27 protein-coding genes and 1 tRNA gene are annotated in these 24,907 nt (G+C 55.3%); 8 read left to right on the forward strand and 20 right to left on the reverse strand.

Translation table 11 applies throughout. The features are described from left to right. Positions 1 to 100: 100 nt before the first annotated feature. From J2741_RS01645 to J2741_RS01670, 6 genes are all read right to left on the reverse strand, one after another. Positions 101 to 1,000, reverse strand: a complete 900-nt coding sequence (locus tag J2741_RS01645; protein ID WP_209673317.1) for an alpha/beta fold hydrolase — start codon at positions 998 to 1,000, stop codon at positions 101 to 103. A gap of 175 nt (positions 1,001 to 1,175) precedes the next feature. Continuing rightward, entirely contained in the window at positions 1,176 to 1,379 is a 204-nt protein-coding gene (locus J2741_RS01650; RefSeq protein WP_209673318.1) for a hypothetical protein, read from the reverse strand. A gap of 192 nt (positions 1,380 to 1,571) precedes the next feature. Then, positions 1,572 to 1,919: a DUF3795 domain-containing protein gene (locus J2741_RS01655; RefSeq protein ID WP_209673319.1), complete on the reverse strand. Its 348-nt coding sequence runs from the start codon at positions 1,917 to 1,919 to the stop codon at positions 1,572 to 1,574. A 105-nt stretch (positions 1,920 to 2,024) separates the two neighbouring features. Further along, a complete protein-coding gene (locus J2741_RS13070) occupies positions 2,025 to 2,780 on the reverse strand; it encodes a TetR/AcrR family transcriptional regulator (protein ID WP_342452204.1) in 756 nt (251 codons plus the stop codon). Beyond that, positions 2,777 to 2,920 (reverse strand): hypothetical protein, encoded by a 144-nt coding sequence (locus J2741_RS01665; RefSeq protein ID WP_209673320.1) that lies wholly within the window; start codon positions 2,918 to 2,920, stop codon positions 2,777 to 2,779. Before J2741_RS01665 ends, J2741_RS13070 begins: the two co-directional genes overlap by 4 nt. 1 nt (position 2,921) lies before the next feature. Then, positions 2,922 to 4,121, reverse strand: coding sequence for an aldo/keto reductase (locus J2741_RS01670; protein WP_209673321.1), 1,200 nt, complete (start codon positions 4,119 to 4,121; stop codon positions 2,922 to 2,924). A 496-nt stretch (positions 4,122 to 4,617) separates the two neighbouring features. Between J2741_RS01670 and J2741_RS01675 the strand changes: the two genes are divergently transcribed. Continuing rightward, positions 4,618 to 5,496, forward strand: coding sequence for a methyltransferase domain-containing protein (locus J2741_RS01675; protein ID WP_209673322.1), 879 nt, complete (start codon positions 4,618 to 4,620; stop codon positions 5,494 to 5,496). A gap of 110 nt (positions 5,497 to 5,606) precedes the next feature. On the opposite strand, the gene J2741_RS01680 is transcribed toward J2741_RS01675, so the two are convergent. The 9 genes from J2741_RS01680 to J2741_RS01720 all read right to left on the reverse strand — a co-directional run bounded on the left by J2741_RS01680 (position 5,607) and on the right by J2741_RS01720 (position 14,956). Next, positions 5,607 to 6,002 (reverse strand): cupin domain-containing protein, encoded by a 396-nt coding sequence (locus tag J2741_RS01680; protein WP_245249339.1) that lies wholly within the window; start codon positions 6,000 to 6,002, stop codon positions 5,607 to 5,609. A 32-nt stretch (positions 6,003 to 6,034) separates the two neighbouring features. Next, positions 6,035 to 7,027, reverse strand: coding sequence for a TIGR03557 family F420-dependent LLM class oxidoreductase (locus tag J2741_RS01685; RefSeq protein ID WP_209673323.1), 993 nt, complete (start codon positions 7,025 to 7,027; stop codon positions 6,035 to 6,037). Positions 7,028 to 7,595: 568 nt separating this feature from the next. Beyond that, positions 7,596 to 9,752 carry a PAS domain S-box protein gene (locus J2741_RS01690; protein WP_209673324.1) on the reverse strand — a complete coding sequence of 719 codons (2,157 nt, stop codon included), beginning with the start codon at positions 9,750 to 9,752 and terminating at the stop codon, positions 7,596 to 7,598. Between the two features lie 344 nt (positions 9,753 to 10,096). Next, positions 10,097 to 11,671, reverse strand: coding sequence for an aldehyde dehydrogenase family protein (locus J2741_RS01695; protein WP_209675407.1), 1,575 nt, complete (start codon positions 11,669 to 11,671; stop codon positions 10,097 to 10,099). Positions 11,672 to 11,793: 122 nt separating this feature from the next. Continuing rightward, positions 11,794 to 12,426, reverse strand: coding sequence for an FkbM family methyltransferase (locus J2741_RS01700; RefSeq protein ID WP_209673325.1), 633 nt, complete (start codon positions 12,424 to 12,426; stop codon positions 11,794 to 11,796). Between the two features lie 122 nt (positions 12,427 to 12,548). Then, positions 12,549 to 13,037 carry a phosphohistidine phosphatase SixA gene (gene sixA, locus J2741_RS01705; protein ID WP_209673326.1) on the reverse strand — a complete coding sequence of 163 codons (489 nt, stop codon included), beginning with the start codon at positions 13,035 to 13,037 and terminating at the stop codon, positions 12,549 to 12,551. Positions 13,038 to 13,257: 220 nt separating this feature from the next. Next, positions 13,258 to 14,172: a PsbP-related protein gene (locus J2741_RS01710; RefSeq protein ID WP_209673327.1), complete on the reverse strand. Its 915-nt coding sequence runs from the start codon at positions 14,170 to 14,172 to the stop codon at positions 13,258 to 13,260. Positions 14,173 to 14,313: 141 nt separating this feature from the next. Continuing rightward, positions 14,314 to 14,493 (reverse strand): hypothetical protein, encoded by a 180-nt coding sequence (locus J2741_RS01715; protein WP_209673328.1) that lies wholly within the window; start codon positions 14,491 to 14,493, stop codon positions 14,314 to 14,316. Between the two features lie 238 nt (positions 14,494 to 14,731). Further along, a complete protein-coding gene (locus tag J2741_RS01720) occupies positions 14,732 to 14,956 on the reverse strand; it encodes a HypC/HybG/HupF family hydrogenase formation chaperone (protein ID WP_209673329.1) in 225 nt (74 codons plus the stop codon). A 120-nt stretch (positions 14,957 to 15,076) separates the two neighbouring features. On the opposite strand from J2741_RS01720, the gene J2741_RS01725 reads away from it, so the two are divergent. Further along, positions 15,077 to 15,268, forward strand: coding sequence for a rubredoxin (locus tag J2741_RS01725; RefSeq protein ID WP_209673330.1), 192 nt, complete (start codon positions 15,077 to 15,079; stop codon positions 15,266 to 15,268). Between the two features lie 21 nt (positions 15,269 to 15,289). Here J2741_RS01725 and J2741_RS01730 read toward each other — a convergent pair whose 3' ends face one another. Then, positions 15,290 to 16,129, reverse strand: a complete 840-nt coding sequence (locus J2741_RS01730; protein ID WP_209673331.1) for a hypothetical protein — start codon at positions 16,127 to 16,129, stop codon at positions 15,290 to 15,292. A 327-nt stretch (positions 16,130 to 16,456) separates the two neighbouring features. Here J2741_RS01730 and J2741_RS01735 point away from each other — a divergent pair, with 327 nt between their 5' ends. Further along, positions 16,457 to 17,563 (forward strand): hypothetical protein, encoded by a 1,107-nt coding sequence (locus tag J2741_RS01735; protein ID WP_209673332.1) that lies wholly within the window; start codon positions 16,457 to 16,459, stop codon positions 17,561 to 17,563. A gap of 496 nt (positions 17,564 to 18,059) precedes the next feature. Here the strand turns inward: J2741_RS01735 and J2741_RS01740 are convergent, their stop codons facing one another. After that, positions 18,060 to 18,689, reverse strand: a complete 630-nt coding sequence (locus tag J2741_RS01740) for a hypothetical protein (RefSeq protein ID WP_209673333.1) — start codon at positions 18,687 to 18,689, stop codon at positions 18,060 to 18,062. A gap of 125 nt (positions 18,690 to 18,814) precedes the next feature. Between J2741_RS01740 and J2741_RS01745 the strand changes: the two genes are divergently transcribed. Next, positions 18,815 to 19,081 carry a GYD domain-containing protein gene (locus J2741_RS01745; RefSeq protein WP_209673334.1) on the forward strand — a complete coding sequence of 89 codons (267 nt, stop codon included), beginning with the start codon at positions 18,815 to 18,817 and terminating at the stop codon, positions 19,079 to 19,081. A gap of 422 nt (positions 19,082 to 19,503) precedes the next feature. Next, on the forward strand, positions 19,504 to 20,412 hold the full coding sequence (locus tag J2741_RS01750; RefSeq protein WP_209673335.1) for an SAM-dependent methyltransferase: 909 nt from the start codon (positions 19,504 to 19,506) through the stop codon (positions 20,410 to 20,412). 180 nt (positions 20,413 to 20,592) lie between these two features. On the opposite strand, the gene J2741_RS01755 is transcribed toward J2741_RS01750, so the two are convergent. Beyond that, a complete protein-coding gene (locus tag J2741_RS01755) occupies positions 20,593 to 20,769 on the reverse strand; it encodes a hypothetical protein (RefSeq protein WP_209673336.1) in 177 nt (58 codons plus the stop codon). Between the two features lie 767 nt (positions 20,770 to 21,536). On the opposite strand from J2741_RS01755, the gene J2741_RS01760 reads away from it, so the two are divergent. Next, a complete protein-coding gene (locus tag J2741_RS01760) occupies positions 21,537 to 22,151 on the forward strand; it encodes an NAD(P)H-dependent oxidoreductase (protein WP_209673337.1) in 615 nt (204 codons plus the stop codon). Positions 22,152 to 22,162: 11 nt separating this feature from the next. On the opposite strand, the gene J2741_RS01765 is transcribed toward J2741_RS01760, so the two are convergent. Further along, positions 22,163 to 22,399: a hypothetical protein gene (locus tag J2741_RS01765; protein WP_209673338.1), complete on the reverse strand. Its 237-nt coding sequence runs from the start codon at positions 22,397 to 22,399 to the stop codon at positions 22,163 to 22,165. Between the two features lie 295 nt (positions 22,400 to 22,694). On the opposite strand from J2741_RS01765, the gene J2741_RS01770 reads away from it, so the two are divergent. Both J2741_RS01770 and J2741_RS01775 read left to right on the forward strand, forming a co-directional pair. Next, positions 22,695 to 23,672, forward strand: a complete 978-nt coding sequence (locus J2741_RS01770; protein ID WP_209673339.1) for a hypothetical protein — start codon at positions 22,695 to 22,697, stop codon at positions 23,670 to 23,672. Positions 23,673 to 23,733: 61 nt separating this feature from the next. Next, positions 23,734 to 24,702: a DUF4062 domain-containing protein gene (locus tag J2741_RS01775; protein ID WP_209673340.1), complete on the forward strand. Its 969-nt coding sequence runs from the start codon at positions 23,734 to 23,736 to the stop codon at positions 24,700 to 24,702. Positions 24,703 to 24,771: 69 nt separating this feature from the next. Here the strand turns inward: J2741_RS01775 and J2741_RS01780 are convergent. Further along, positions 24,772 to 24,856 (reverse strand) — tRNA-Ser (locus tag J2741_RS01780). Positions 24,857 to 24,907: the final 51 nt, after the last annotated feature.

Here is a 24,907-nt window from a genome sequence, read left to right on the forward strand (position 1 = left end):
CGCTGCGTCGCCCGGATATCGCCGGTGGGTTCCCCTTCGGGGTGTAGATTCCCGTTGTTACTTCCGTGGTCAAAGTTTTCCAGAATGCGGAAAAAAGGGTTTATACCGTCGCATACGGCGGCGATTCGTTCATGCAGAGGAAGTCGAGTGCGGCCTCCCCGTACTCGACCGGTGCGAACCGCGACCCGACGTGCGGCTCATCCTTGAACCGGACCAGCCAGGACCCGTTGATCTGCCCGGCCATCTGGACCGATACCGCCTGGGGAGTGAACAGGTCGTTCGTGCCGACGACGAGCATGACGCTCTTATTGATCCCGGAAAGTCCGTTCCAGGTACCGTTCCACACCAGGTTTGCCTCGGCCTCCCTGTGGACGCCGGCGGTCTGCGAGGGATCCAGCGCTGCGAGCCGGATAAGGTCGAACAATAATTTCGTCTCGGGGATCCGCACGTCGTAGGTGGCGGATTCCAGGATCAGCTTCCTGACGTTCCCGGGATGGTCGATGACCAGCTGCTGGCCGATCGAAGATCCCATGGACGCCCCGTACACGTTCATGCTGTCATACCCGAGTGCGGACATCAGTCCTGCCGCGTCGTCTGCGTAGAGGGACATGGTCGGAGTCGCGTTGTTGTCACTGCTGTAGCCCATCCCCCGGTGGTCGTAGATATAGACGTGGTACCGGGTGGCAAGTATACCGAGGAACGACTCATTATAGAAGGAGTCCATCGTGGCGCCGAACCCGTTGAGCATCAGGAGGGGCTCGCCCGACCCGAACTCGCGGTATGCGAGCCGGACCCCGTTGACGTCCGCGTACTGGATTGGCGTCCCGTTGATCGATACGCCCGGAACAGGGCTGAGTTTCTGGCAGGGACTTATACTATCCTGGCAACTCTGGCGGTTCTCGCTGCCCTGGTCATTTACGGGGCTTGTCGTGCACCCGGCCGCAAGGACGAAACAGAACGTGACGGCTACGGCCAGGATTAGGAGCATGGGCTTGGTCATGGAAAGGTCCTCCCGGCTGACTGCGATGGATCCGGGATATCAGATAAAACCGGATTAAAGATTAAATCCAGATAAAATTTGCTGTTTATCGTCCCTTCGGGGAGAGAGAATTGAATTGAATTGAATTCCCCGCGAATCTCCGGGGTCACTTACTGACCGAAAACAGGGGACGAGTTCATTTCCCTTTTTTCTGTTCATCAAGGTATTTCCAGTACATCTGGGGCAGGAATGCCCCGGCGTAGTAAGGATCCCTGGAGAGGACAGTCTTCCAGTAGTCGTACACCGAGCCTGGCAGGTTGCCTTTCAGCCACTTCCTTAAACGATCGAAATTTATCATCGGGTCACTGCCGGACCGGCCGGATATGCGCACCGGGCTCATGGCGCCGATATCTATTCCTGTAGTTATATAATAAATGATGTGCCCGGTATCCCGCATCACCGGGAGCCGGGGTCTCCATATACCTTCGCAAATAGGGATCCGGGTGTCCCGACAAATTGTAGGAATGTATAACGCAGGTAAGAGTCCGGCATGTGCCGGTCCCGGTACCGCCGGAACACCGCCTCCCGGAGGTCACTCTTTTGGATATATTCCGTATGCATTCTTCCAGGTATCGGCGATTTTCACGAATTTCGCGTAGCCATGACGACGGATGAATTCAAGCGCCTCACGGTACCTGCGATACTTATACCCTTTCTTCCCGAAGAATTCGTTGAGGGTCGTGCAGTCCGCGAAGTCCGGACAATCCGCACAGGATTTATACCCTCTTCCCATGCAGCAGACCTTGATCCTGCACTTCGCTTTCGAGAGGTCCCGCTCCCCATCCGCGTACCCGATTTTACAGCCCTTGCAGGTATGTCCCGCAAATACTTTGCAGGTACCGCAGTACGCACCGCAACAGCCTATTTCCCGTAGCGACATTCCCGGTCTCGTTATTTATCTCCCGGGGAGAAAAAAAGGACGGAGCCCGGTCCCACCGGAGAAGCGCCTTCGCCTCTGCGAACCGATGCCGGATTCCTGCTACATTCAGGCCTTTACCCCGTTCCAGATGAATTCCAGCCCTTCCTCGATGAGGCCTGCACGCGTCTCCGGGTCCTTCTCGTCCGATGCCCGGGCGATCAGGCCGACGAGGGACGAGGCGACCATGCAGAAAATGAGGAGGGGGTCCATGTCCCGTAATACCCCGGTCCGGACCCCTTCCTTCACCAGGTCCTGCAGGAAGAGGTAGTGGGACATCCCCTCCTCGTGAGCGCTCGTGGAGACGAACGGCGAGTGGGCGAACTGCTCCATGAACTTCCATTTCATGGGGTTTTCGATGCCCCAGGCGACCGCGTTCTCCCCGATGCGCCTGAATTTCTTCTCCACTGTCGTCTCCGCCCCGTACCCGCTGCAGAGGGCGAGGGCCGATTCGCTCTTGACTTTGCGGTAGAGCGTGTCGATCAGGTCCTCCTTCGTGGGGAAATAAAAAAAGAGGGTCCCCGTCGCGACACCGGCCTCCCTCGAGATCAGCGAGGTCGGGGTGGCGGCAAACCCCCTCTCGGTGAACAGCCGGAGCGCGGTATCGAGGATCTTCTCACGGTTCTCCGATATTACGCCCTTATCCGGGGAAGTGCCCGTTGTGTTTCGTTTGCCGGGGTTCTTCTCCCGGTTCTCCGGCGTTCTACCCCTGCCTGACGAAGCCCCCGAAGAATACCGGGCGTCGGGGGTCTTCTCCCGGCCCGTCGATGTCCCCTGGTCCTTACCGGGTAAAGTTACCCGGGCGACCGTGTTTTTCCGGTTCACAGGACCTCCCTGCGCTTCTCCGCGAGGGCGAAGGAATGTATCCGGACCCTGGACAGTCTGCCTTCGGACCCTCTTTCACGCCCCCGCTGCCACCCGGGGCCGTTCCCGTCATGTACCCCGGGAATCATCGTCCGATCCATTTCACTCCTTTACCTCGGTAGAGAACATCATCTTCACCAGGGGCAGGATGGCTTTCGTGCGGAGGCCGCCGAGGGTGCCTTTCACCTTCTTCAGTTCGTCCGGGATGGCGATCTTCTGGGGGCATGCCTTCACGCACTTCCCGCAGTTCCGGCAGAGCGAGGCATCGGCGGGCGCGCCCATCCCGCCCATCAGGGTCGCCCCGTACATCCCGCGGGTCATGATCCGGCTCCCTCCCATGTAGTACCCGTTGTAGAGGGAGAAACACTGGGGGATGTTCACCCCGAACGGGCAGGGCATGCAGTACGCACAGCCCGTGCAGCCCACCTTCGTGAGGTGCGAATAGATGGATGCGACCTTTGCGACCGTTCCGAGTTCGCCGGCGGTCATGGACCCGGGGAATGCGTCACCGGCAGTCCGGAGGTTCTCTGCGATGTGGGCCTCGTCGTTCATCCCCGAGAGGACCACCGTCACTTCCGGGTGGTTCCAGACCCAGCGGAGGGCCCATTCTGCCGCAGAACGTTTCGGTTCCGCGTTCGCATAGACCTCCGCCGCTTCCCGGGGGATCTTTCCGGCGAGCATACCGCCCCGGAGCGGCTCCATGACCATCACCGCGATCTCCTTCGAGGCGGCGTAGCGGAGCCCTTCGGTCCCGGCCTGGTTCTGCTCGTCGAGGAAGTTGTACTGGATCTGGCAGAAGACCCAGGGATACGCGTCGATGATCTCCATGAAGGTCTTCCGGTCGCCATGGAACGAGAACCCGGCGTTCACAATCTTCCCGGACGCCTTCGCCGAATCAAGGAACTCCAGGACCCCGAGCCCGGCCAGTTTGTTCCAGGACTGTGCGTCGAGCCCGTGAAGGAGGTAGTAATCGATATGATCGGTCTGGAGTTTTTTCAGCTGGATATCGAGGATCCTGTCCATATCCTCCCGGGTCTGTACGGTCCACGGAGGGAGCTTGGTGGCGAGTTTCACCTTCTCCCGGTACCCGTCCCGGAGCACCCGCCCGAGGAACCGTTCGCTCTCCCCGCTGTGGTAGGGGACTGCGGTGTCGATGTAGTTGACCCCCTGGTCGATGGCACCGCGGATCTGTCTCGCCGCCCGTTCCTCGTCGATCTTCATCCGTTTCGTCGGGAGCCGCATGGCCCCGAACCCCAGCGCCGATAACTGGTCGCCATTCTTTGGAACTCGCCGGTATTGCATTCCTTTATCACCTGGCCGACCGGTCTCCCGGTCACCCGACTGATTGGTCTCGACTGACTAGTCAATTTATTAGAAGATCCTTAAGAGCATGCCGTTCTGCACCAGACCGGAATGGAGAGACTCCTCAATACGGATACGGGATTACAACACTCTGTACGGACTGGGACAATGGTCCTCCTGGTCAAGGACACGGGGATTACAACACTCTGCACCGGACTGAACGGGGACTCCTCCCGGTTCGGGACACGAGGATTACGCCAATCTGCACCAGACTGAACGGGGACTCCTCCCGGTTCGGGACATGAGGATTAGGTCGATCTTCAGTAGACCGGAACAGAGACTCCTCCCGGTTCGGGACGCGGGAATTGTACCGCTCCCGCCCTACGGAGGATCCGTCCTGACATTCCGGATGCCGGGCAGGGCCCTGTCGAGGGAGGATGGTTTGAAAATACACACGATTAATTCCCTTCCCTGCACATTCATTTTCCAGACGTTCATGCAAAATAGATCGACGCACGCACCGCAAGACATCGTGCACCAGGATCCCCCGGAACAGTTCCTTATCTACGGGTTCCGTGACGTCGACGGGTCCGGAGATGCAGAGGCATATCGGCGCTGCCTCGACTGTATCGCCGGGATCCCGTTTTTTTGCGCGGTGAAGGCGGACAGTATCCGCATAATCGCCGGGACGGAACCGCGACGCGTCCTCGATGCAGGGTGCGGGTCCGGGATCGACCTCGTCTCTCTCGCCGCCGCACTCCCCCCCGAATGCGGGATCGTCGGGCTGGACGCGAGCAGGTCCTTTCTCTCCATGGCATCTGAGCGGACACGGGAGTACAGGGACCGGTGCTCGCTCGTCCGGGGAGACCTTCTCGGGATCCCCTTCCGGGACGGCTCCTTCGATGCCGCGAGGATCGACCGCGTGCTGCAGCACATCCGGGAACCCGGACGGGTGGTCCGGGAACTGGCCCGTGTGCTCTCGCCGGGAGGAGTCCTCGTCGCCTTCGACAACGACTGGGACACCTTCCGGATCGAACTGGACGATCAGGACCAAGCCCTCCGCCTGACCCGGTTTTTCAGGGACAGTTTCGCCTCGGGACGGGTCGGCCGGGAGCTCGCGGGGCTCTTTGGCGCCGCCGGTCTCGAAGAGATCCGTGCCGAACCGAGGAACCTGGTGGTTACTGATCTCCCGACCGCCTGGCAGCTCTTCGACCTCTCCGCGCTGCTCCATAGGACGGAGGCTGCAGGCGTCCTGGCTCCCGCCGAGGCTGCGGAGGTCAGGGAAGAACTGTCCCGCCGGGCCGAAGAAGGGAGGTTCACTGCCGGATACACCGGGTGCCTGGTGCGGGGCACGAAACCATCGGTAAGATGCTGAAATTTCCGTAAAAAAAAGAATACCATTCTCCTTTCTACGGCGGTCCTTCGCACCTGCCTGTGCGGTCCGGAGAAAGGGAAGGAAAAGGAAGGGTTCCTTTCCCTACGAACTCACACCAGTGCCGGCACGAACATTGCGAGTAATGTCAGGTCACTGTGATCGACACGAACGCCATGGGGGACACCGGGAGGAGTCACGAACGTCTGTCCAGGGACTAACGGGATCTCGGCATCCCCGAACGTGAAGACACCCTTCCCGCCGATGACCCGGTTCCATTCCCATTGGGTCGCGTGGTCGTGGTCCGTGATCCGGCAGTCCTTCCAGACCCGCACCAGGTGATAACTGAACCTGCCGCCCGTATCTTTCCCGCCGACAAGGTCCTTTAAAAAGACCCCGTCCCATTCCGGGTGCTGATACCAGGGGGTGTCCTGGGTGTCGACCTGGAAGTCCGGGAAATGCACGATTTCCTGCTCCGATTCGTCGGGAGTGTCCTTGCGGTTCATCATCGTTCTTCGTCCTCCCCGGTGGGATACTCCATTCATCCTTTGACGGCAGGAATTACTTCCTTGAAGATATCGATGCCGTAGTTCACGTTCGGGCTCGAGTTGCCCAGGCAGAAGTGGGTGATGCCCGCGTCCCGGAACCGCTCGATCTCGTGGATAAGCCCTTCGGCGTCGGTCGCGCAGAGATAGTTCTTCTTGAGCATGTCTGAGTGGACCAGGTTCGCGTGCGATTCCACCTCGGGCGGGTCGCTGACACGGTACTTGAACATCGACGGCACGAGACATCCTGCCCAGAACCGGTTGCCTTCCACGGCTTTTTCGAAGTCGGGGTCAACGGAGTACCAGATCAGCATGGCCTTCTCCATCTTCTTCGGGTCCTTTCCCGCCTCCTTTGCACCTTCCTCGAACTTGGGGATGGTCATGTTCTTGAGCTGGTTCGTGTCGGCGGCGACCGTCATGAGGTGGTCCCCGTACATCCCGGCGAGTTTTGCGCCCTTCGGCCCCATTCCGCTGAAGTAGAGGGGGACCTCGTCGTCCGGCTTGGTATACATGAACGCCTTTTCAAGGGTGAAGTACTTCCCCTTGAACGACACCGGGTTTTTGCTCTCCCAGAGCTTCCTCATCACCTCGATCGCCTCGACCGTCATGTCCTGGCGCTCGGCGACGCTCGGCCACTGCCCGGTCACCGGCACCTCGTTCAGCGCTTCCCCGGCGCCGACCGCGACACCGACCCTCTTCGGGTACATCTGCCGGAGCGTCGCGAACGTCTGCGCGACGATCCCCGGGTTGTACCGGAGGATAGGACAGGTGATACAGGTGGAGACAAACACCTTCTTGGTCGCCTGGAGGGTTGCACCCATCCATGCCCATGCCATGCCCGACTGTGCGTCGGTGTGGTACCACGGGTGGAAGTGGTCGTCGACCCAGATGGAGTCAAACCCTACTTTTTCCGCCCTGACGGACTGTTCCAGTGCATCCATCGGCTTGTACTGCTCGATCGATGCGAAATACCCAATTTTTGTATCCATGTTCATTACCTCGTGCCGGAAAAGAGTGGATATGCACGGGGTGACGGATCTCGCGATCAGAATCTTCTTGTAGTTCGTCGGTCATGTAGTGATCGGTGTTCCAGCTGAGTCCACGGGGCTGAGGCGATACTGTCGAAAGTTGTAACCTCTTCGAATTTTTCGTGAACCCGGCTGCTCGCCCATGCATTTTCGGCTGTTTTTCCGGTATGCGTGGATTATACCATCCACATCCTCCCGTTTCCCTGAGTCACAGATAAACCTGTTTTTTATTGCTCGCCATTAGCAATTTGAAGGAGGTCATCGCTGCCTGGATATTTTCCCGGATATCCGGGAGAACATGAGAAAATAAGTGTTTTTCCATTGTGACTGCGGACCCTTCCCCGGTTTTATTGCTCGCCATTGAACAGTGGTCGTCCCTCGCAGAGCGGTTATCCCGGCAGGGGATTACCCCGCTGCGACGGACCGGGGACTGTGCCCCTTCGTCAATGAACCGGGACACGGGGCCGACACCGCGGATCGCGTGCAGGTGGGGAGGCAGAGGGTCCGGGGCGGAGCATGACCGCTTCGCTCAGCGCTGTTTCGCGTCTTTCGCCTTCGACGCCCCTTTTACCTTGTCGGTGACATCGATCATGAACGACGCGATCTCCCCCGACGGGAGCTTGAACACATAGTGGGAGATCCACGGGAAGTCCTCCCGGTCCCGGTACTTGATCGGGGTGACGAACTCCGGGTTCTCGGTGGTCAGGACACGGCGGAGGAGGTCGGGGATGTAGGGGTCCGGCAGGTCGGGAAATTCCTCGAAGAGTTTCTTCCCGACGATCTCTTCCTTCTCCATGCGAAGGAGTTCGGCGGTCACCCGGTTGACGTCCTTGATGATGTAGTCCTCGCCCTCCCCCACCGGCTCGTAGATGAGCACGCCGTTGCAGGTGTTCTCGAAGAAGGAGTGGTACCGGACCTCTTTCAGCTCGGACCGGCGAAGCGCCTCTTCCGCCCTCTTCCGGTCGGTGACGTCGAGGATGATCCCGTTCCAGACCACCTCGTTCCTCTGCCGGACGGGCTGGGAAAGGACCCGTATGTACATCTCTTCCCCGGTTGGCCTGATGAACCGGCCCTCGAACTCCCACCGGGCGACCCGCTCTATCACGTCGCGGATCGACTCGTGCCAGCGTTCCTGGTCTTCCGGAGCGATACACTCCCCGTATCGCTGGATCCAGGTGTCCACCGGGTCGGGGGGAAGGCCATAGACCTCGGTGGAACGGTCGTCGACGTAGTACAGGCCCCACTTGCCCGAGTCGCGGACATAGAACTGGTACACGATCCCAGGGAGATTTCCGGTGATCCCCCGGAACCGTTCCTCGTTCATGCGGAGCGCCTCTTCCGCCTGCCGCCGGGCGGTGATGTCGAGGAATATCCCGTTCCAGACCGTTTCATTCTTCAGGCGCACGGGCTGCGAGATTCCACGGATATACATCTCTTCGCCGGTGGGTTTGAGGAACCGGCCCTCGAACTCCCATGGGGCGACTTTCCGGATCACGTCATTGATAGAATCGAACCAGCGTTCCTGGTCTTCGGGGGCGATACACGCCCCGTATCGCTGGAACCAGGTCGACAGCGGCTCGGTCGGGACGCCGTAAATCTCCTGCGATCGCTCGTTGACGTAGTAGACGCCCCACTCACCGGAATCCCGGGCGTAGAACTGGTAGATGATCCCGGGGAGGTTGCTCATGATCCCCCGGTAACGCTCCTTCAACTGTTTTTCGGCGATCTTCTTCGCCGTGATATCGAGGAAGAGGATGAAGAACTCCCGAGGATTGGTTCCCCCTTTATCGGCGACCGGTGCGAACACGATCTGGAAATAGGCGATGCCGGATTTTTTTGTCGACGCGAGGGCCTCGGTTTTTAACCGGTCGAAGTTGCACGAGAGGGTCAGTTCGGCGATCTTTCCTTTCTTCATCAGGTCCTGGACGATATCCCGGGAACACATGATGTCGTAGAGCTTGAAGTCTTCGAGATCAGTGAACCGGGTGAGCCCGAGGATCTCGAGCGCCGCCCGGTTCGCGTTCAGGATCGTCCCGTCCTCCCGGAAGAGGAAGATCCCGCTCGGGACCTCCTCGAAGAGGGTGCGGATCTTGCGTTCGCTGTTCTTCAGCGCTTCTTCGGTCTTCTTCCAGAGGGTGATGTCCCGGAGCGTGATCATGATCCCCGGTTTTCCGGTGAACGAGATCGAGGGCAGCACGGTGGAGACGAACTCGGTGAGGAATATCCTCTCGGTCCCCTGCTCGATCAGGAGCATCTCGTTAATGAAGGTCTGCGAATTCGCGATCCGGTTGATATTTTCCCAGATAGTGGGATTATTGAAGAGTGCGAGATTGATCCGTGAAAGGTCGCTTCCTACGACGTTTCTCCCGGAGCGGATGTTGAACGTATCGATGAAACTCTTGTTCACCATGAGGATGTGGAGATCCGCGTCCAGGATGACGATCGCATCCGAGAGGAAGTCGAAGATGTCGTCGAAGGGGACGTTCCGGGCGGAAGAATAGAGTTTTGCCTTCCCGAACGGCTTCATGATCACGTGGCCGTGCGACTGGAGGACCTCGAGATATTTCGCCACGGAACCGCGGTTCATGTTCAGGGATCGGGAGATCGTGGAGATCGAAACCGCCCCGGGATAACGCTCCTGGAGAAATTCCCGGATTTGGGTATAGCGGTCTTCCTTTCCACTCATGATTAGGTGTTGGCGATACCCCTCGTTAAAGGAGACGATGGGACCAATGCACCACCGTCACTCCCATGTGCGACGGTCGTCCCGACCTGGAACAGCCTCTGTGTAGGGTCGGGGATATCGCAGGCCACGGTGCTCGCTTCGTCTCTGTCATCAGGCCTGTTGGCGGCTTATGTGCGGGTCAAAGGTTTCGGGGTTACCGGGACTTGTCCCGGTCTTCGCTATCCGGCTCGAGTACTTCTGGACAGGACCCGGGGTTTCGAAGGCATGAGGACTTGCGCCATTTTTTATCATACTGCCCGTAAACGTCCTGCGTGAGACCAGGCGCAGGAGGGTCCCGGGCTCCCTTACTCCCTGATCACGGTCCTCGCCTGCTCCCGGAGGAACGAGAGAAGATAATAGGGGCCGCCGACGCCCTTCCCGGTCGAACCGCTCGCCTTCCAGCCGCCGAACGGCTGTGAGCCCGGCCATGCGCCGGTCGTCGCCCCGCCGCTCCGGTTTGCATAGGTCACCCCGAACCGGATACGATCGAAGAAATACGCGACCTCGCCCGGGTCTTTTGAGAAGATCCCCGCGGTGAGCCCGTACTCGGTATCGTTCGCGAGACGGAGGGCCTCCTCCAGGGTGGAGAACGTGTCGACAATAAGGAACGGCAGGAAGAGTTCCCGCTTCACCAGGGGGTGGTCCCGGGGGAGGCCGGTCACCAGGGTTGGCCGGACGTAGTACCCGTGGGCGAAAATCCCGTCGTCGAGGGTTTCCCCCCCGGCGAGCACCTGTGCTCCCGCGTGTCTCGCCTCGGCGACCGATTCGAGGAACCTGTCGAACGCCTTCTTCTCGATCACCGGGCCGACGAAGGTTTCTTTCTCCTTCGGGTCCCCGACCTGCAGCGACTCGGCCTTCTTCTTCAGGGCGGCGATGAACTGTTCCGCGACCGGTTCCTGGACGTACACCCGGGAGGTGGCGCTGCACTTCTGGCCCGAGTACCCGAACGCCGCCTTGACCACCCCCTCCACCGCCCTCTCAAGGTCCGCCTTCGCGGTCACGATGACCGGGTTCTTGCTCCCCATCTCGGAGACGACCGGTTTCGGCCAGGGCTGGCGTTCGAGAAAGGATCGCTGGAGCCAGAGCCCGACGTCGCGGGACCCGGTGAACGCGATCCCCGCGATGTCCGGGTTCCCCACCACCGCATCGCCGAACATCTTCCCCGGGCCGGTGACGTAATGGACCGCGTTTTTGGGAATGCCCGCCCCGATGAAGGCCCGGTAGAGTTCCAGCGCCGAGCAGGGAGCCGTGCTCGTGGGTTTCAGGACCGCGGTGTTCCCGGTTAGGAGGGTTCCTCCCGCCATCCCCGCAATGAGGGCGATGGGGAAATTGAACGGCGAGATGACCGCCCACACCCCGTGGGGGCGCATCACGCTCCGGCACTCCGCCGCCGGGCTCTCGGGGGCCATCTCCCGCTCGTAGCCCTGGTTCTTCTCGTACACGCCGGCGTAGTACCGGAGCATATCGATCCCCTCGGAGATCTCGGCGATCGCCTCGTACCGGTTCTTGCCCGACTCCATGGTGATCAGGGCCGCGATCCAAAACCTCCTCCCGTCGAGGATGTCCGCGGTCTTCCGGATTATCCCCGCCCGTTCCGTCCAGGGCCTCGTGCTCCACGAATCGAACCCCTCCTTCGCGGATTCGATCGCGGCGTTCACCTGCATTACCGTTCCCAGGGGGAACTTTCCCACCAGGATCCGGGTATCGAACGGGGACCTGACCTCGAACTCCGGCGTCCCGAAGACCTCCTTTCCCCCGATGAACATCGGGTGGGACCTTCCCAGTTCGGGGCCGACCTCCTGGAGCGCCTCTTCGTAGTTCACGTGGATGCTCTCGTCCGCGAGCAGGTCGACATAGGTAAGTTTCTTCCTGGTCTCCATCGTCGTCACTCTCCCTCCGTCCTCGATCCGGGGCCTTCCGGGAACCGTCGCATCCCGAGCCCCGATTTTATGGGATATACTGTACGGCCCGGTATATATGCTAGGGGGTAGTGTTCCACGTTTCAGGAGCGGCGGGCGTGAAGGATCCCTTCCACACCGAGCGGTACGTGAGACGGGTCCCGGTCGATGGTGAATGCGTAGTGCCGCCCGATATAGTCCAGGAGCCCGGGATTCTGCGGTCCCCCGATAGGAGGCAGGTGGAGTTCCATCTCGATCCTGCGGACGCCGGCAAGGTCGCGGGGTTCGATCTCCCATTCCGCGCCTTCACAGTCGCATTTCAGGAAATCGCACCCTCCGGCCATCCTGACGAGATCCCTGAGAGGATACGCCGGCACCCGGGCGTACACCCCGTCCCATCCGATCTCCCGGACACCTCCCCTGCCGAGGGCCCCCTCGATGACCCGGACCGCGACTCCGTTCAGCCTGATATTCTCCCGAAGCACCCCTGCGGTTACCGGCTCGACCGCCCATACCGAAGTGCTCATCCTTGCGGCCCGTATGCAGAACGCACCCGCGTTCGCCCCGATATCGAGGACGATGTCATCGTTTTGGATATCGTCGAAGCGATACCCGGAAACCCCGGTAATCAGGCGGCAGCCGCCGGTTCGCCGAACGAACAGCGTCCCGTCCGGTTCGCGAAGGATCGGTCCGCCGGGATCTCCCCGGTCCTTCCCCGAAAACAGCCCCCTCGCCATATCCAGTCACGATCCCGGTCCATTTTTCAGCAATTGTACGCGCCTGTCGGAATTCCTGCAGCCTGTCAGGGTATTCAGTCGGGCCGGCATTTAAGGGCCCTTTTGCGGTCGGGAGCGGCCCGTCACCTCATCAGCCTGGCCGGCATCAGCATGCGGAGGGCCCCTGTTCCCGCCCGCCCGGGCACTCCTTCTTCAATATATGCCAGTCCCCCCTTGGAGAGCGAAAAGAACGGGACCGTTCTCCCGGTGAGGATGTATGCTCCCAGGATCGACAGGTCGGGCTCGTGCCCCACCAGGATCACGACGGCATTTTTTTTGACCGTGCCGATTTTTTGAAGCACCGTTTCCGGGTCGTTCCCCGGGGAGAGCTCGTCCCAGGTCTCGGGCGAGCTGCCGCTCTGCAGCTCATCCGCCAGTATCGCAGCAGTCTGCGATGCCCGGGCGAGGGGGCTGGTGGCGATGAGGCCGGGCTCCGTGTCCTGGCGCCGGAGCCATCCGGCGATGAGCACGAGATCCTGTATCCCTTCATCGGTCAGCGGCCGGAGCCGATCGTCCCCCGTGTACTCCTTCCGCTTTCCGGCCTTCCCGTGACGAAAGAGGATGAGGTCCATACACTCCGGACGACGGCGTGGAATATAAGCGTAGTGCCCACGAAAGAAGTCCGGACCACCCCTTCTGCGAAGCATACTTCCGGTTATCCGTGAACAGGTCTCCCGTAATCAGGAAACATAGTGAACGAATATCGTTCAGGAAATCACTTCCACGGAGGCATGGCCCGGGGGGCGGAGAAAAGAAAATTGGCCGGAGACCGGTGTTCCGGCCGGGGTCCGATCAGGAGATCTCCCGAAACTCCCTGTCTACGATGAAGCTTAAGAAAATATTCCGGGCGTCGGGCTTGTTCACCTGGTAGATACTGTCGTCATACTGGGAGTAGGGTCCCATGTAGCTCAGTATGTAGACCTTGCCGTCGATCACCGAGTAGTACTGGAGGACCGAGTTCAGCTTGTTCCCCCGCTCGTCCCGGGTATAGTATTCTATCCGGTAGGCCTTCACCTCCGAGAGGCTCGTGGGAGCACTCTTGCTCACGGCGGTGATCGAGTAATCGCGCTGCAGGGTGGCGACCGCCTCGTTGAAGTAGTCCTCGAGGACCGTGGTGAACGGATTGGTATCCACGTCGACCGTGACCTTGGTGATCAGCCGGTAGCACTCCCCGCTCCTGTTGTCGCAGAAGTCCTGCGGGGGGGCCTCGATCTCGATAACCGGGTACGGTCCGTTGTTCTCATTAAGGGTCCAGGTGGGCGGGTACTGGAGGCTGAACCGGTAATTGGCGTTGCTATAGTCCTTCCATGCATTCGGGTCCGGTGTCGGGGTCGGTTTCGGAGTCTGCGTCGGAGTGGGGGTCCTGGTCCGGGTCGGGGTGGGGGTCGCAGTGGTGACCGTCGTGGTGACGACCTCCGTCGCCCGGGTCGCCGGGGTCCGCGACGACCCATTGAACTCGGTTCCCATCAGGGTAAGGTTATCCGGGACCGGTATCGAAAGGTTGAAACTCTTTCCGAGAATGGAGATGTTCGAGGGGAAGGGGAACGAAAAATTGAGCTCTTTTCCAAACAACGTAAGGTTCTCGGGGAACGAGCCGTTCAGGACATCGTCCATATTTGCATCCAGGTCCGAATGATCGAAGAATAGCAGGTAAACGTTTCCAATGAGCGAAAACATCAGAAGTATCAGCAGTATTTGTTCTCTCATGATCTCTGTAACCTGTGCTCAGTAGTACTCTTTGTATTGCGTTTCCACATATTATTGTTTATATCCTGACATTTTAACCGGTAAATCCGGAAATCGGTGACACCGCGGGGCACGCCGGCCGGCCGGGGTAAAAAGGGAGGGTTAGTCTTTTATCAGGATTGCCCCGAATATGAGGAGGAAAATCCCGATAATCAGAGCGAGAATGCCGATAACTCCCTCTACGAACAATATCACCTCGGGGAGGAAGTACCAGATTCCCAACCCCCCGAGAATTACCAGTATTATGCCCGCAATCAGGCTTGCGACACCAGTTTTATCCATTATTATACTTCCTTTCCGGTACTATATCTCCATCGCACAGATGATAAGATTATTGCTCCGGATTCGTGCGCACACACCCGGAGAACCGTAATTCGCGAAAAGGACGCCGGGGACAGAAGGACTCCCCGGGAGAGAACGCTAGGAGAGTAAGGATCGAACATAAGGGACCGGGGCCCCGAGGGCGGGGTCTGCTCTGCTCTGGGAAATACGGGAAAAACAGGGAAATAACGAAAAAGGATTATTCTTCGAGGGCCGCGTAGACCTGCCTGAAGATCTCTCTCGTCTCCAGGCCTTCCTCGCGGCTCAGTTTCTGGATGGCAAAGCCGACGTGCACGAGCACGAACTCTCCCACCTTCGCGTCGACCAGGTCGAGCCGGACCTCCTGCTGGAGTTCGCCGTAGTCCACCAGGCCAACATTTCCGTCTCTTATCTCAAGCACTTCTGCCGGGATTGCAATACACATTCGTCTGCACCTGCGTAGTGGGTACTATGGTCGGTTACTCCAGATAAATGAACTGATTGTTCCATTGCGCCGCACTCCCCGGAGAAAGCCTGATAACCGATTCGGGTCAAAGGAGAGGGCATGGCGGTGCGAGCTTCTCCCCGGTACCGGTGTATCATCTGCGGCTACATCTACGACCCGGAACGCGGGGACCCCCGGCAGGGTGTCTCCCCGGGGACGCCGTTTGGGCAGCTCCCCCGGATGTACAAATGTCCAGAGTGCGGGGCATACGCCACCGCGGGCGGGAGAAGACCGTTCGTCCGGATAGACTAATTTGTGAAAAAAAAAGAGTTATCAAAGTGCAGATTCGTAATGCATCTGTTTTCTAAAACTGGTGATCTCTCCAGTAGCCGTAGTATCTTCGGAGTATTCAAGGTGTTCGGCAAGGTCGTCCGGGAACAAGAGGATGATATTCCCCCCGTCAAACGTCATGAACCTGCCTCTCCCCTCCTGGATAGAGACACCGATACCGGCGGATGCGGTCCCCAGGGAAGGTACGCCTGCGGTGAACTCGGTGACACTTATATCATGATTCAATTCCACGGGGATATCCCCGGATGTTGTCACGAAACGGTCGGTGGAGGTAGTACGGACGTTTGCGACCGACATGTCGATCAGGCTCCCGGCTTGTGCGATGTTGCAGTATGAGGGGATGACGACAATTGCATCGGCGGTGAAGGGACAAATCATCACTTCGTCGGCCAGATAGCGGTTCGATGCCCCGTCCACCAGGATTGAGTCCTCCGATGTGACGCGTGCGCCGTCAATACCTACGAATGCCAGTTGCTTGTCCGCCCTGACATTGTACTGGCCGTCGACCTGCCCGATAGTATCGACATCGAGTTCCTTTTGGTAATACACGAGGCCCTCTCCTCCTGATAACGTGTGTTCGGTGTAGCTCGACGTGTAAATCGAAGCATTCAGGATCGCCAGCGGCGGAACCCCCGGGAGCCCTTCGGGATCATCGGTGATGCTCCATTGGAGTTCGGAATCAGATGCGAAATTCCCGATTGTATAGACTGCCGTGGATATCTCGAACCCCTGCGTCTCCGGTACTGCAGGAATGCCGTGGTCGGCAAGTGATAATCCCGGGAGGAATGCACACGCAAGGAAAATAATTACGAGTTTTTTCATCAACACTCCCCTTCCTGTCTTCTCCTTCTCAGCATACTACTACAATTTTCGACTGATGTTAATAGTATCGATTTGCGAAGACTCCGCAAGATTCCGCACTCCTCTGTTCAACATACCCGTGGAGACAGTGCATGATTTTTGTCCGATGCCCTGCAATGATCCCAGGGTTCATCCGACGGTGTTTGTCCCGGACCGTTGGCCGGCTCCTCCCGGGACTCGCGGGAAGGGGTACCTGTCGCAGGAATTAATACGAAACTCTTATTGCAGTACAATAAAACCAGAACACATAGGGGGATCCCTGTGAACGGTTCACGACCTTTGATAGTATTGATAGCCCTCATTGCATTGTGCATGCTGGGAGTCGGGACCTGTAGTGCTTCGCTCCAGCAGGCGGTTGATGCATCGGTGGACGGCTGCATCATCCTCATGAAGCAGGGTACCTGGAACGAGAACGTGGTGATCGACAACGACCTGACCATCATGGGGGGATATGGCGGAGGGGAGACTGTCATCAACGGTGATACGACCGGCGACGGGGCCGGGGACGGAACGGTCGTTGCGATTGATTACGCCGATGTGGTCCTCGCCGGGTTGACCATCACGAACGGCAACGCAACTTCCGGCGGAGGCATCTACAACACCGGCGGGACGGTAACCCTCGACGATGTTTCCGTCACCGGGAATAACGCGGCCCTGTACGGCGGCGGCATTCAGAACGACTGGGGTACTGTAGTCCTGAATGAGGGGAGCTCCGTGTCCGGAAACAGCGCCGGGGATAAGGGCGGAGGTATCAACAACTACCACGGCACGGTTGTCATGAACGGGGAGAGCTCCGTGAGCGATAATTATGGCGGTAATTACGGCGGAGGAATCTGTAATTATGTAGGGACCCTGGTCATGAACCAGGGAAGTTCTGTCTCGTTCAATCGCGCGAGGAATGGCGGAGGGATCGACAATTATTACGGGAACGCTACCCTGAACAGCGGAAGTCATGTTTCGAACAATACGGCGTTCACCTACGGCGGCGGCATCTATAATACTCAAAGCACGCTGATCATGAACGCCGGGACTGCGATCTCCAATAACACCGGGAACTACGGGGGAGGGATCAACAACGAGCATGGCATTGTCGTCATGAACGCAGACAGTTCCATTACGGGCAACACGGCAAATCGCGATGGCGGAGGTATCGACAATTATATCGGTAGTGTGAGCATGTACGGCGATTCCTCCATCGCTGGAAATGTGGCACGACTGGGATCTGGCGGCGGGGTTTACAATGCCAATAACCAGATCCTGAACCTGTACGATGATTCCTCCATCACGGGCAATACGGCAAGCGCCCCGGGCCGGGGAGGCGGAATTTACAATCTCGGGTTCTACAACGGCGGCGGCACTATTACAGGTAATACGTACGAAAATATCGCCCCATAACCCCCGTGAATCCCTCAAAATAGTTTATTTCTTTTTTTGGTTCCCGTGCCGTTGGAGTATCATCCCGTGCGGGAGCGGTCCTTTCAGTTCATCACGGGAAAATCCCACACTTCCGTAAATCCTCAAAATAATTTATTTCTTTTTTTGGTTCCCGTGCCGTTGGGATGTCATTCCCTGCGAGCGGTCCTTTCAGTTCATCACGGGAAAATCCCACACTCCGATAAATCGACTCTCCCACCCCCTTGCTCCCCCGGAGATCCAGGCAGGTTAAGGATACCGTGTATATCCATCATCTCCCTTTCATCTCCTGTGTCTCGAAGAACCTGCCCCTGCCATCACTCCTTTCCCGGAAATACCCGGCATATAAGGACCAACACGAAACTACCCGGGAGGGTACACCGGGAACTCGTGTGTACGACATGTCCGGCCGCGGATACAACCGGGGAAGCTTTACCGAAAAAAGAGAGTATCCGGTGAATGACCCTTTTCTCACCGGTTACCCGGTCAGATTCGAGGGGATCACCCCACACTGCCCGTTCACGCACCCGCAGGTCCCGGCCCCGCAGTCGATCGGCCCTTCGCAGCTCGCGGTGCAGAACACGGTGCAGACCTCCTTGTAGTCCTTGTTGATACAGCTCGTCGGGTGGCAGCACTGGGCAGGGACGCAGTCCGAGGGCTGGGTGCATGCGGTCAGGCCGGGCTGCTGGAGCATCACCGTGACCGTGCCCGATACCGGCGGATTGAGCGGGGTATCATCATTGTTCACCAGTTCCACCCCCAGCACGTGTTGGCCCACCCCTACATTCTCCCAGGCGTAGGTGGTCTCGGTCGTCGCGAACGTCCTCTCCAGGGCGGCGGCCACCGGCAGTCCCTGGTCGGTGGGAGGGACGATGTCGAGGAAGTAGACGAGATGCCCCTCTCCGGGTACATTCGCCTGGCCGATCTTGTCCACCAGCTTGAAGTTCATCACCGCGACCGTAACCGTCACCGAGCTTCCGTTCACCACCGCGTTATCCTGGGGGGAGAGGATGGCCAGTTCCGGCTGGGCGGTGATGCAGCCTGCGAGCAGCACCGTTGCCATGCAGAGGAATGCGATGCAGATGAGGATCTTTCCATGAGGAGACATGAGGGAGGATATGGATTGGGCATAATAAAGATATCTTCAGGGCCCTGACCGCCCGGCAGGAGGTAACTTTAAATATTATTTCCCTGTGGTATTCCCTGCCCATCGATGGGTGAGAGGTGAGAACCATGTATTTTATTTCGCTGGTAAAATTCAAAAAGAAACTGACCAAAGCGGTCGTCGCAGAGAATCTTGCATGGGTTGAGGAAGACAAGAAAGCAGGGATCAAGTTTCACGGGCTCTACTGGACACTCGGAAAATACGATGCCATTGCCGTGATTGAAGCCCCGAATGAGAAAGACATCATGAAAATGGCGATAAAAAGGGGAGACAATATGACGCTCGAGACCCTTGTCGCCGTCCCGCTCGAGGAAGCGAAAAAACTTGTCGAATAGTGCATCCTTTTTTATAAGAGAGATTCGCCTTTTTTCTCCGGTAATCGGATATCCTATCCGGTTGTTGCGTTAATTGCTAAAAAATAGAGTCTATTTGCGATGCGGGAAGAGCCTTTTTAATACCGAATAGTATCGCCGGGTTTTTTCATCCCATTTCTTCGTCCCCTGGGAATCGTACAATTCCTCCTGCAACCGTTTATAGTCGGCATAGAGGGATGAGATGACACCCATAGACAACCATTGCCGCGAAAGCTGATAGTTTTACCCTTCATTTTCAAGGACCCTTTGAACACGAAAAATCCGTGTGCCTGTCGGCACAAGAGCAGGGAAATTTTTGAACTGTTTGAGGTCCCTCACTCATGTCTGACTCTTTAATTTCACTATGGAGCTACCTAGTACCTACCAGGTAATCCGGTGAAACCATGGAAGAGATCCAGCGGGAATTTGGAACACGGAAGACCCTGACTGACCCCAGCAAAACTGCGGAACTGGTTGTGTTACGTCGGGTGTCGGAATCTCTTCGTCCCGAAGAAGAACGGATCTGTTACGACCCGTACGCCGTCCGGTTTATCGACCCTGCAATCCTTGCCGCCGCACGGGAACACCCGGAGGAGAGAAAGAAGAAGGCTTTGGAGGTCGAGCGGGTGTTCCCCGGTCTCGCGGGATCCATCGTGGCACGGGTCCGGTATTTCGATGATTTCGTGACAACGGTTGCCGCGACAGGGATCCCACAGGTGGTTATTCTGGGGGCCGGATACGACAGCCGGGCGTACCGGATTCCGGGACTGGCAGGGGTCCGGGTTTTCGAAGTGGACCACCCGTTGACCCAGCGTATCAAGAAGGAGAGGGTCCGCGGGATATTCGGCACACTCCCGGACCATGTCGCGTATGTGCCGGCCGATTTTGGCCGGGACAGTCTTTTCGACACGCTTGATGCCGCAGGATATACGCGTACTTTACCCACGCTCTTCATCCTCGAAGGGCTGACGATGTACCTGTCGCCCGTAATTGTTGACGACATCTTCTCGTTCATCGTCCGGAATTCCGGGAAGGGGAGCGTCGTTCTGTTCGATTACTACCCGCTCTCGCTGGTGGACGGAACAGACACACGGCAGATCGCGGGCAACATCCGGGAATTTTCAAAGGGCGCGGGTGAACCGATACAATTCGGGGTCCCGGACGGGGAGATCGCCGGGTTCCTGGCGGATCGGGGATTTGTCGAGATCAGGAGCGTGACGTCGGAAGAATACCGGGCCCTGTATTTCGATGGGAAAAAAGCCGGCCGGCTCACGACAGATCTCATTGCGTTCGCCGTAGCACGCGTCCCGTAACAGCAATAAGAGAGAGCCGGGGTAACATGGGGGGTTAAAGACTCCCCGGCCAGGCGATAAAAGACTGTTCAAGGCCTGTTCCCGGCACGGTCCCGCGCTGGATCGTGGAGGGATGATCTTAGGTTATACCAATTTATATATAAAAAACGCGGTTTTCCCGCGGGCGTCGCCCCGCGCCGGTTAATTGCGCCCCTTATCGCCGGCTGCCAGGATTCCTTTGAGGGCACGCCGGATTTGGTCGGGGTCCGAATCGTTCATCATATCGACTTTTTCGCGGACGAAATCGTCGAATAAGCCGTTGGTTGCCAGGTTCACGGCGAGTAACCGTATCATGGATGAGTAGGGATCTCGGACCATGGATAGCCCTCTAGAAATAGATTTTTCACCTTATGAACTGAGCGAAATGAACTCGAAAAGGGAGTCTCACAGGGTCGTGCGGACCCACCAACAGGCGTAGAGCAGGAGGGGGAGACCTCCCGGCATTTCTGCCACACTCCATTACGCCTGGCCCCCCAAATCCACTATGGATGTTATGAGGCAATTGCCAATCAGCTTACAGATATATAAAATTATATATACCCCATTTTAGTATACATCCGGAATGTGTTAAACCAGATGAATTACCAGCAGAGGGCAGATATGGCCTGGGACGAATTCAAACACGGGATTCGTTCACCGGAAACAAGCATCGCCATTTTCGAGGATATACTCTGTGATATCGCCCACGAATATGGTCATACCGAAGTTGTCGAATATTTCAAGACAATCAGGACTGCGTGCTGGCACCAGAAGAAATCATCCCGGTTTTGACTTCCCGGGTCGCACTCGAATGCGCTGGACAAAGAGGTAAAAACTCCGGACCAGGCCTCAGTCCGGATGAAATCACCCGGTAGGGTCTCAGGATGATGAAATCACCCGATTGGATCTCAGGATGATGAAATCACCCGATTGGATCTCAGGATGATGAAATCACCCGATTGGATCTCAGGATGATGAAATCACCCGATTGGATCTCATGAGGTCTTAGAACATAGTTCAAGGCAAAGAATTCATTATGGAGATTAAATCGAACAATTAATTCTTTATAAAGAAAATTTTTCCAAAATGGACTGAATGGTACAGATATGAACCCGTGCAACCCCAAGAAAATTCTGGCAATTCTCGCACACCCGCACCCCGGCAGCTTCAACCACGCCCTTGCGACGACGGTGGTGAACACCCTGGAAGGCAACGGCCACTCGGTGATATTCCACGACCTGTATGCGGAGGGGTTCGATCCGGTCCTTCCCTTTCCGGAAATTTCCAGGGACGCGGTCCTTGCCCCCGATATCGCCGTCCACTGCGCCGAACTTGCGGAAGCGGAGGGCATCGTCGTCATCCATCCGGACTGGTGGGGCCAGCCGCCTGCAATCCTTAAGGGCTGGATAGACCGGGTCATCAGGCCCGGCGTGGCGTACCGGTTCCTCGAAGGAGATTCAGGTGAAGGGGTTCCGGTCGGACTCCTGCGGGCAAAGGCAGCCCTCGTCCTGAACACCGCGAACACGCCGCCGGATCGGGAGCGGGAGGTGTTCGGCGACCCGCTGGAGAATCTCTGGAACACCTGCATATTCTCATTCTGCGGGGTCCCGGTGTTTCACCGGCGCATGTTCTCGGTCGTGGTGACGAGCACGGAGGAGCAGAGACGGGAATGGTTGCGGGAAGCGGGGGAGACGACTGCCCGGCTATTCCCCGGGGAATGAAAGGGTGGGGGTTATTCCGGGGGCATTCTTAATCGTTGTACACTCATGACCGCGATGAAAGATCCGATAATAAGCGCAACCGCCCCGGTTATTGCCCAGGTCAGGGATGTGCCGACGATCTCTTCGCAGTTCGTGGCACACACTACGGGACGCAGATGAAGGATCCCGGTCCCCTGGAGAAACCACAGGAGGCCAAGAAATGCAATAAACCCTCCAACAATGATTCCGGCGATATATATGAATTTCATACTTCGTACTTTTGTTCAATATCAGCGATAATATATTCTAAAAATTTCACGATTGCGAGGTTTTGGGAATGTACAATCATTCAAAGGATTAAATCAGGGGGGTCTTACAGGGCCGTGTGCTCCCACACATACGTGATGACAAAAGGAATCACCTAAGGTTTTGACTTCCCGATTCGCACCCTCAAAAATTATCGAAAAAAAGGTTTGTTCGACTATCAGAAATTGCGAGTTTATTGATTGGGATTAATTGTTGAGATTAATATTGATATACTCCTATACTAATTTACTATTACCAATGAAAGATGAGGAAATAAGAGACAAATGTTCTTCATTAGTCCTTCCCCATTTAGAGCCCTTATTGAAAGTTATTTACCGTTTATTTACCCGATATGGAATCGAGGTCCCTTTAGAATTTGGATTATCAATTATTTTCTTAATTTTTACTATAATCATTTACATTACGGGATCATCTGAGGGGTATATTGTTTTTTTCAGCTCTCTTGCAATAATAATATTAATAGCCTCTAATTGGAATTTAATTCGAGATTTAATTAAAGATCGATTTATTTTGAAAAAAATACCTGCTGTCACCAATTTCTTTAGAGAATTAGAGAATAGATCGGTAAATGATGTACAAAAATTTTTACGAGATTATCGAAATTTAAGTGTAGATAACCTAAAAAATTTGATAAATAGCAAATTTTTTTCATATTCTGCTGTTCAATTAAGCATTGTAAAGTATCAAAGAATATCTGGGGAGTTATTGGAATATATCGTCAATAACGGATTTGATCATAAAATTAACATTAACGTATGGAATAAATACGTTTATTTTACAGCAGATGATATTTCTGAAAATACCTATTATGAACTGCTAAATCGTTATAAAAATAAACAGATAATAAAAGCAGTTCAAGTCAATTTCCCGTTATACGCGAAAAAGCGTTCTATTTTAATTAGTTCCGCAATATATCGATTAAAAATTCGTGATTGGTTCCGTTACGGGGCTGGAAATTTATTAATTGGGACTATCGCATTGATCCTAGCGGGCTATGCACTTTCTGAATTTGTTAAAGGAAATACTCCCTTACAATCCTCGTATTTGGAAAGCTTTGGAGTTTACGGAGTTATATTTTTTTGGATAAATATTGTCATGGGTTTTTCAATTATATTTGGAATTTTCATGATTATCCAACAATTCATAATTATAGCCTTTTTAAAAATATTCAAATATTCTTTGTACATACTAGCGCCTTCTTCAGTTAACTCATAAATTCACCTTAACATATGAGAAGATTATAATAATAAAATAAAATTCATATTAATGGGGAAAAATGGTTAGACCAAGAGTATTTGTGAGCTCAACATATTATGATCTTAAACATATTCGGGAAAATTTAAAATTTTTTTTCGAAGATATGGGATTTGAACCCGTATTATTTGAGAGAGGAGATATTCCTTATTCTCCGAGAAAACCACTTGATGAATCGTGTTATCAGGAGATTAAAAATTGTCACCTACTGGTCTTAATCATTGGGGGTTATTATGGGAATCCATCCTCATATGATCAAAAAACGGGAACCGATGAAGAAAGTGAGTTTTACAATTCAGTCACAAAAAAAGAATTTGAAACCGCTGTTGAGAAAGGAATCCCTACATTTATTTTTGTTGATAAGGCAGTTTACACGGAATATAAAACATATCAGAAGAATATTGATAGAGAGATTGAATATGCCCACGTTAGTCATAAAAATGTGTTTAAATTACTTGATTCCATCCTTATTCATCAACAAACAATGTTCTTAAAAACTTTCGAGAATTTCGATGATATCTCGAATTATTTAAGGGAACAATTAGCAGGACTTTTTGCAGATTATCTTACACGCATAAGAACTGAAAAAGATTTTAATGATATTCAAGAACAGGTTAAGGAATTAAAAGAAATTACCAATTCTTTACGAAAATATATTGAATCTTTGATGGAGGAGGTAAAACCTCCACAATATAAAGAAATTATTGAAAAAGAAAGACGGAAAGAGTTCATAAGAACTGTTCAACGATTTGTTAAGGAGCCAATGATTGAATATATTATTATATCTTTAAGCCCAGAAACATCAAAATCGAAAATATACAGAGCAATGGAAGAGTCTAAGAGTCTTGAAAATTTCCTTCAAAACCTTGGAGTTGATCCTGATGCTATATCTGATTTTCTAGCGGAACATCGAAAGCGGGCTTTGGAGGATTACAAGGAAATCTATGAAAAATACTTTATATCAAAGCCTGATGAAGTGCGGCTTGAATAAGGAAATCACCTTCTCTCTTTGTCTAGTATAAAGGCTAATGTAAAAGAGAAAGAGTAAAAAAACCGATTACGCCGGGGAAGAGATTTGAACTCTTGAGGTGCAGGGCACCAGTGGTTTTCAAGACCACCGCCTTCCCGGACTAGACTACCCCGGCCCGGAATAATATAATCGGCACCGGACCAAAAAAACGTTGTTCTTCCCGTAT

Origin of the sequence: Methanolinea mesophila, from assembly GCF_017873855.1 — an archaeon.
In the GTDB taxonomy this organism is placed as follows: domain Archaea; phylum Halobacteriota; class Methanomicrobia; order Methanomicrobiales; family Methanospirillaceae; genus Methanolinea_B; species Methanolinea_B mesophila.

What these genes read in the sequence shown, in the direction of transcription:
- J2741_RS01670 (WP_209673321.1), bottom strand. Translation starts at nt 4,121, where the DNA reads ATGCAATACCGGCGAGTTCCAAAGAATGGCGACCAGTTATCGGCGCTG.
- J2741_RS01695 (WP_209675407.1), bottom strand. Translation starts at nt 11,671, where the DNA reads ATGGAGACCAGGAAGAAACTTACCTATGTCGACCTGCTCGCGGACGAG.
- J2741_RS01690 (WP_209673324.1), bottom strand. Translation starts at nt 9,752, where the DNA reads ATGAGTGGAAAGGAAGACCGCTATACCCAAATCCGGGAATTTCTCCAG.
- J2741_RS01645 (WP_209673317.1), bottom strand. Translation starts at nt 1,000, where the DNA reads ATGACCAAGCCCATGCTCCTAATCCTGGCCGTAGCCGTCACGTTCTGT.
- J2741_RS01730 (WP_209673331.1), bottom strand. Translation starts at nt 16,129, where the DNA reads ATGAAAAAACTCGTAATTATTTTCCTTGCGTGTGCATTCCTCCCGGGA.
- J2741_RS01745 (WP_209673334.1), top strand. Translation starts at nt 18,815, where the DNA reads ATGTATTTTATTTCGCTGGTAAAATTCAAAAAGAAACTGACCAAAGCG.
- J2741_RS01675 (WP_209673322.1), top strand. Translation starts at nt 4,618, where the DNA reads ATGCAAAATAGATCGACGCACGCACCGCAAGACATCGTGCACCAGGAT.
- J2741_RS01750 (WP_209673335.1), top strand. Translation starts at nt 19,504, where the DNA reads ATGGAAGAGATCCAGCGGGAATTTGGAACACGGAAGACCCTGACTGAC.
- J2741_RS01715 (WP_209673328.1), bottom strand. Translation starts at nt 14,493, where the DNA reads ATGGATAAAACTGGTGTCGCAAGCCTGATTGCGGGCATAATACTGGTA.
- J2741_RS01740 (WP_209673333.1), bottom strand. Translation starts at nt 18,689, where the DNA reads ATGTCTCCTCATGGAAAGATCCTCATCTGCATCGCATTCCTCTGCATG.
- J2741_RS01685 (WP_209673323.1), bottom strand. Translation starts at nt 7,027, where the DNA reads ATGGATACAAAAATTGGGTATTTCGCATCGATCGAGCAGTACAAGCCG.
- J2741_RS01775 (WP_209673340.1), top strand. Translation starts at nt 23,734, where the DNA reads ATGGTTAGACCAAGAGTATTTGTGAGCTCAACATATTATGATCTTAAA.
- J2741_RS01680 (WP_245249339.1), bottom strand. Translation starts at nt 6,002, where the DNA reads ATGATGAACCGCAAGGACACTCCCGACGAATCGGAGCAGGAAATCGTG.
- J2741_RS01665 (WP_209673320.1), bottom strand. Translation starts at nt 2,920, where the DNA reads ATGGATCGGACGATGATTCCCGGGGTACATGACGGGAACGGCCCCGGG.
- J2741_RS01655 (WP_209673319.1), bottom strand. Translation starts at nt 1,919, where the DNA reads ATGTCGCTACGGGAAATAGGCTGTTGCGGTGCGTACTGCGGTACCTGC.
- J2741_RS01760 (WP_209673337.1), top strand. Translation starts at nt 21,537, where the DNA reads ATGAACCCGTGCAACCCCAAGAAAATTCTGGCAATTCTCGCACACCCG.
- J2741_RS01725 (WP_209673330.1), top strand. Translation starts at nt 15,077, where the DNA reads ATGGCGGTGCGAGCTTCTCCCCGGTACCGGTGTATCATCTGCGGCTAC.
- J2741_RS01770 (WP_209673339.1), top strand. Translation starts at nt 22,695, where the DNA reads ATGAAAGATGAGGAAATAAGAGACAAATGTTCTTCATTAGTCCTTCCC.
- J2741_RS01710 (WP_209673327.1), bottom strand. Translation starts at nt 14,172, where the DNA reads ATGAGAGAACAAATACTGCTGATACTTCTGATGTTTTCGCTCATTGGA.
- J2741_RS01755 (WP_209673336.1), bottom strand. Translation starts at nt 20,769, where the DNA reads ATGGTCCGAGATCCCTACTCATCCATGATACGGTTACTCGCCGTGAAC.
- sixA (WP_209673326.1), bottom strand. Translation starts at nt 13,037, where the DNA reads ATGGACCTCATCCTCTTTCGTCACGGGAAGGCCGGAAAGCGGAAGGAG.
- J2741_RS01650 (WP_209673318.1), bottom strand. Translation starts at nt 1,379, where the DNA reads ATGAGCCCGGTGCGCATATCCGGCCGGTCCGGCAGTGACCCGATGATA.
- J2741_RS01720 (WP_209673329.1), bottom strand. Translation starts at nt 14,956, where the DNA reads ATGTGTATTGCAATCCCGGCAGAAGTGCTTGAGATAAGAGACGGAAAT.
- J2741_RS01700 (WP_209673325.1), bottom strand. Translation starts at nt 12,426, where the DNA reads ATGGCGAGGGGGCTGTTTTCGGGGAAGGACCGGGGAGATCCCGGCGGA.
- J2741_RS01765 (WP_209673338.1), bottom strand. Translation starts at nt 22,399, where the DNA reads ATGAAATTCATATATATCGCCGGAATCATTGTTGGAGGGTTTATTGCA.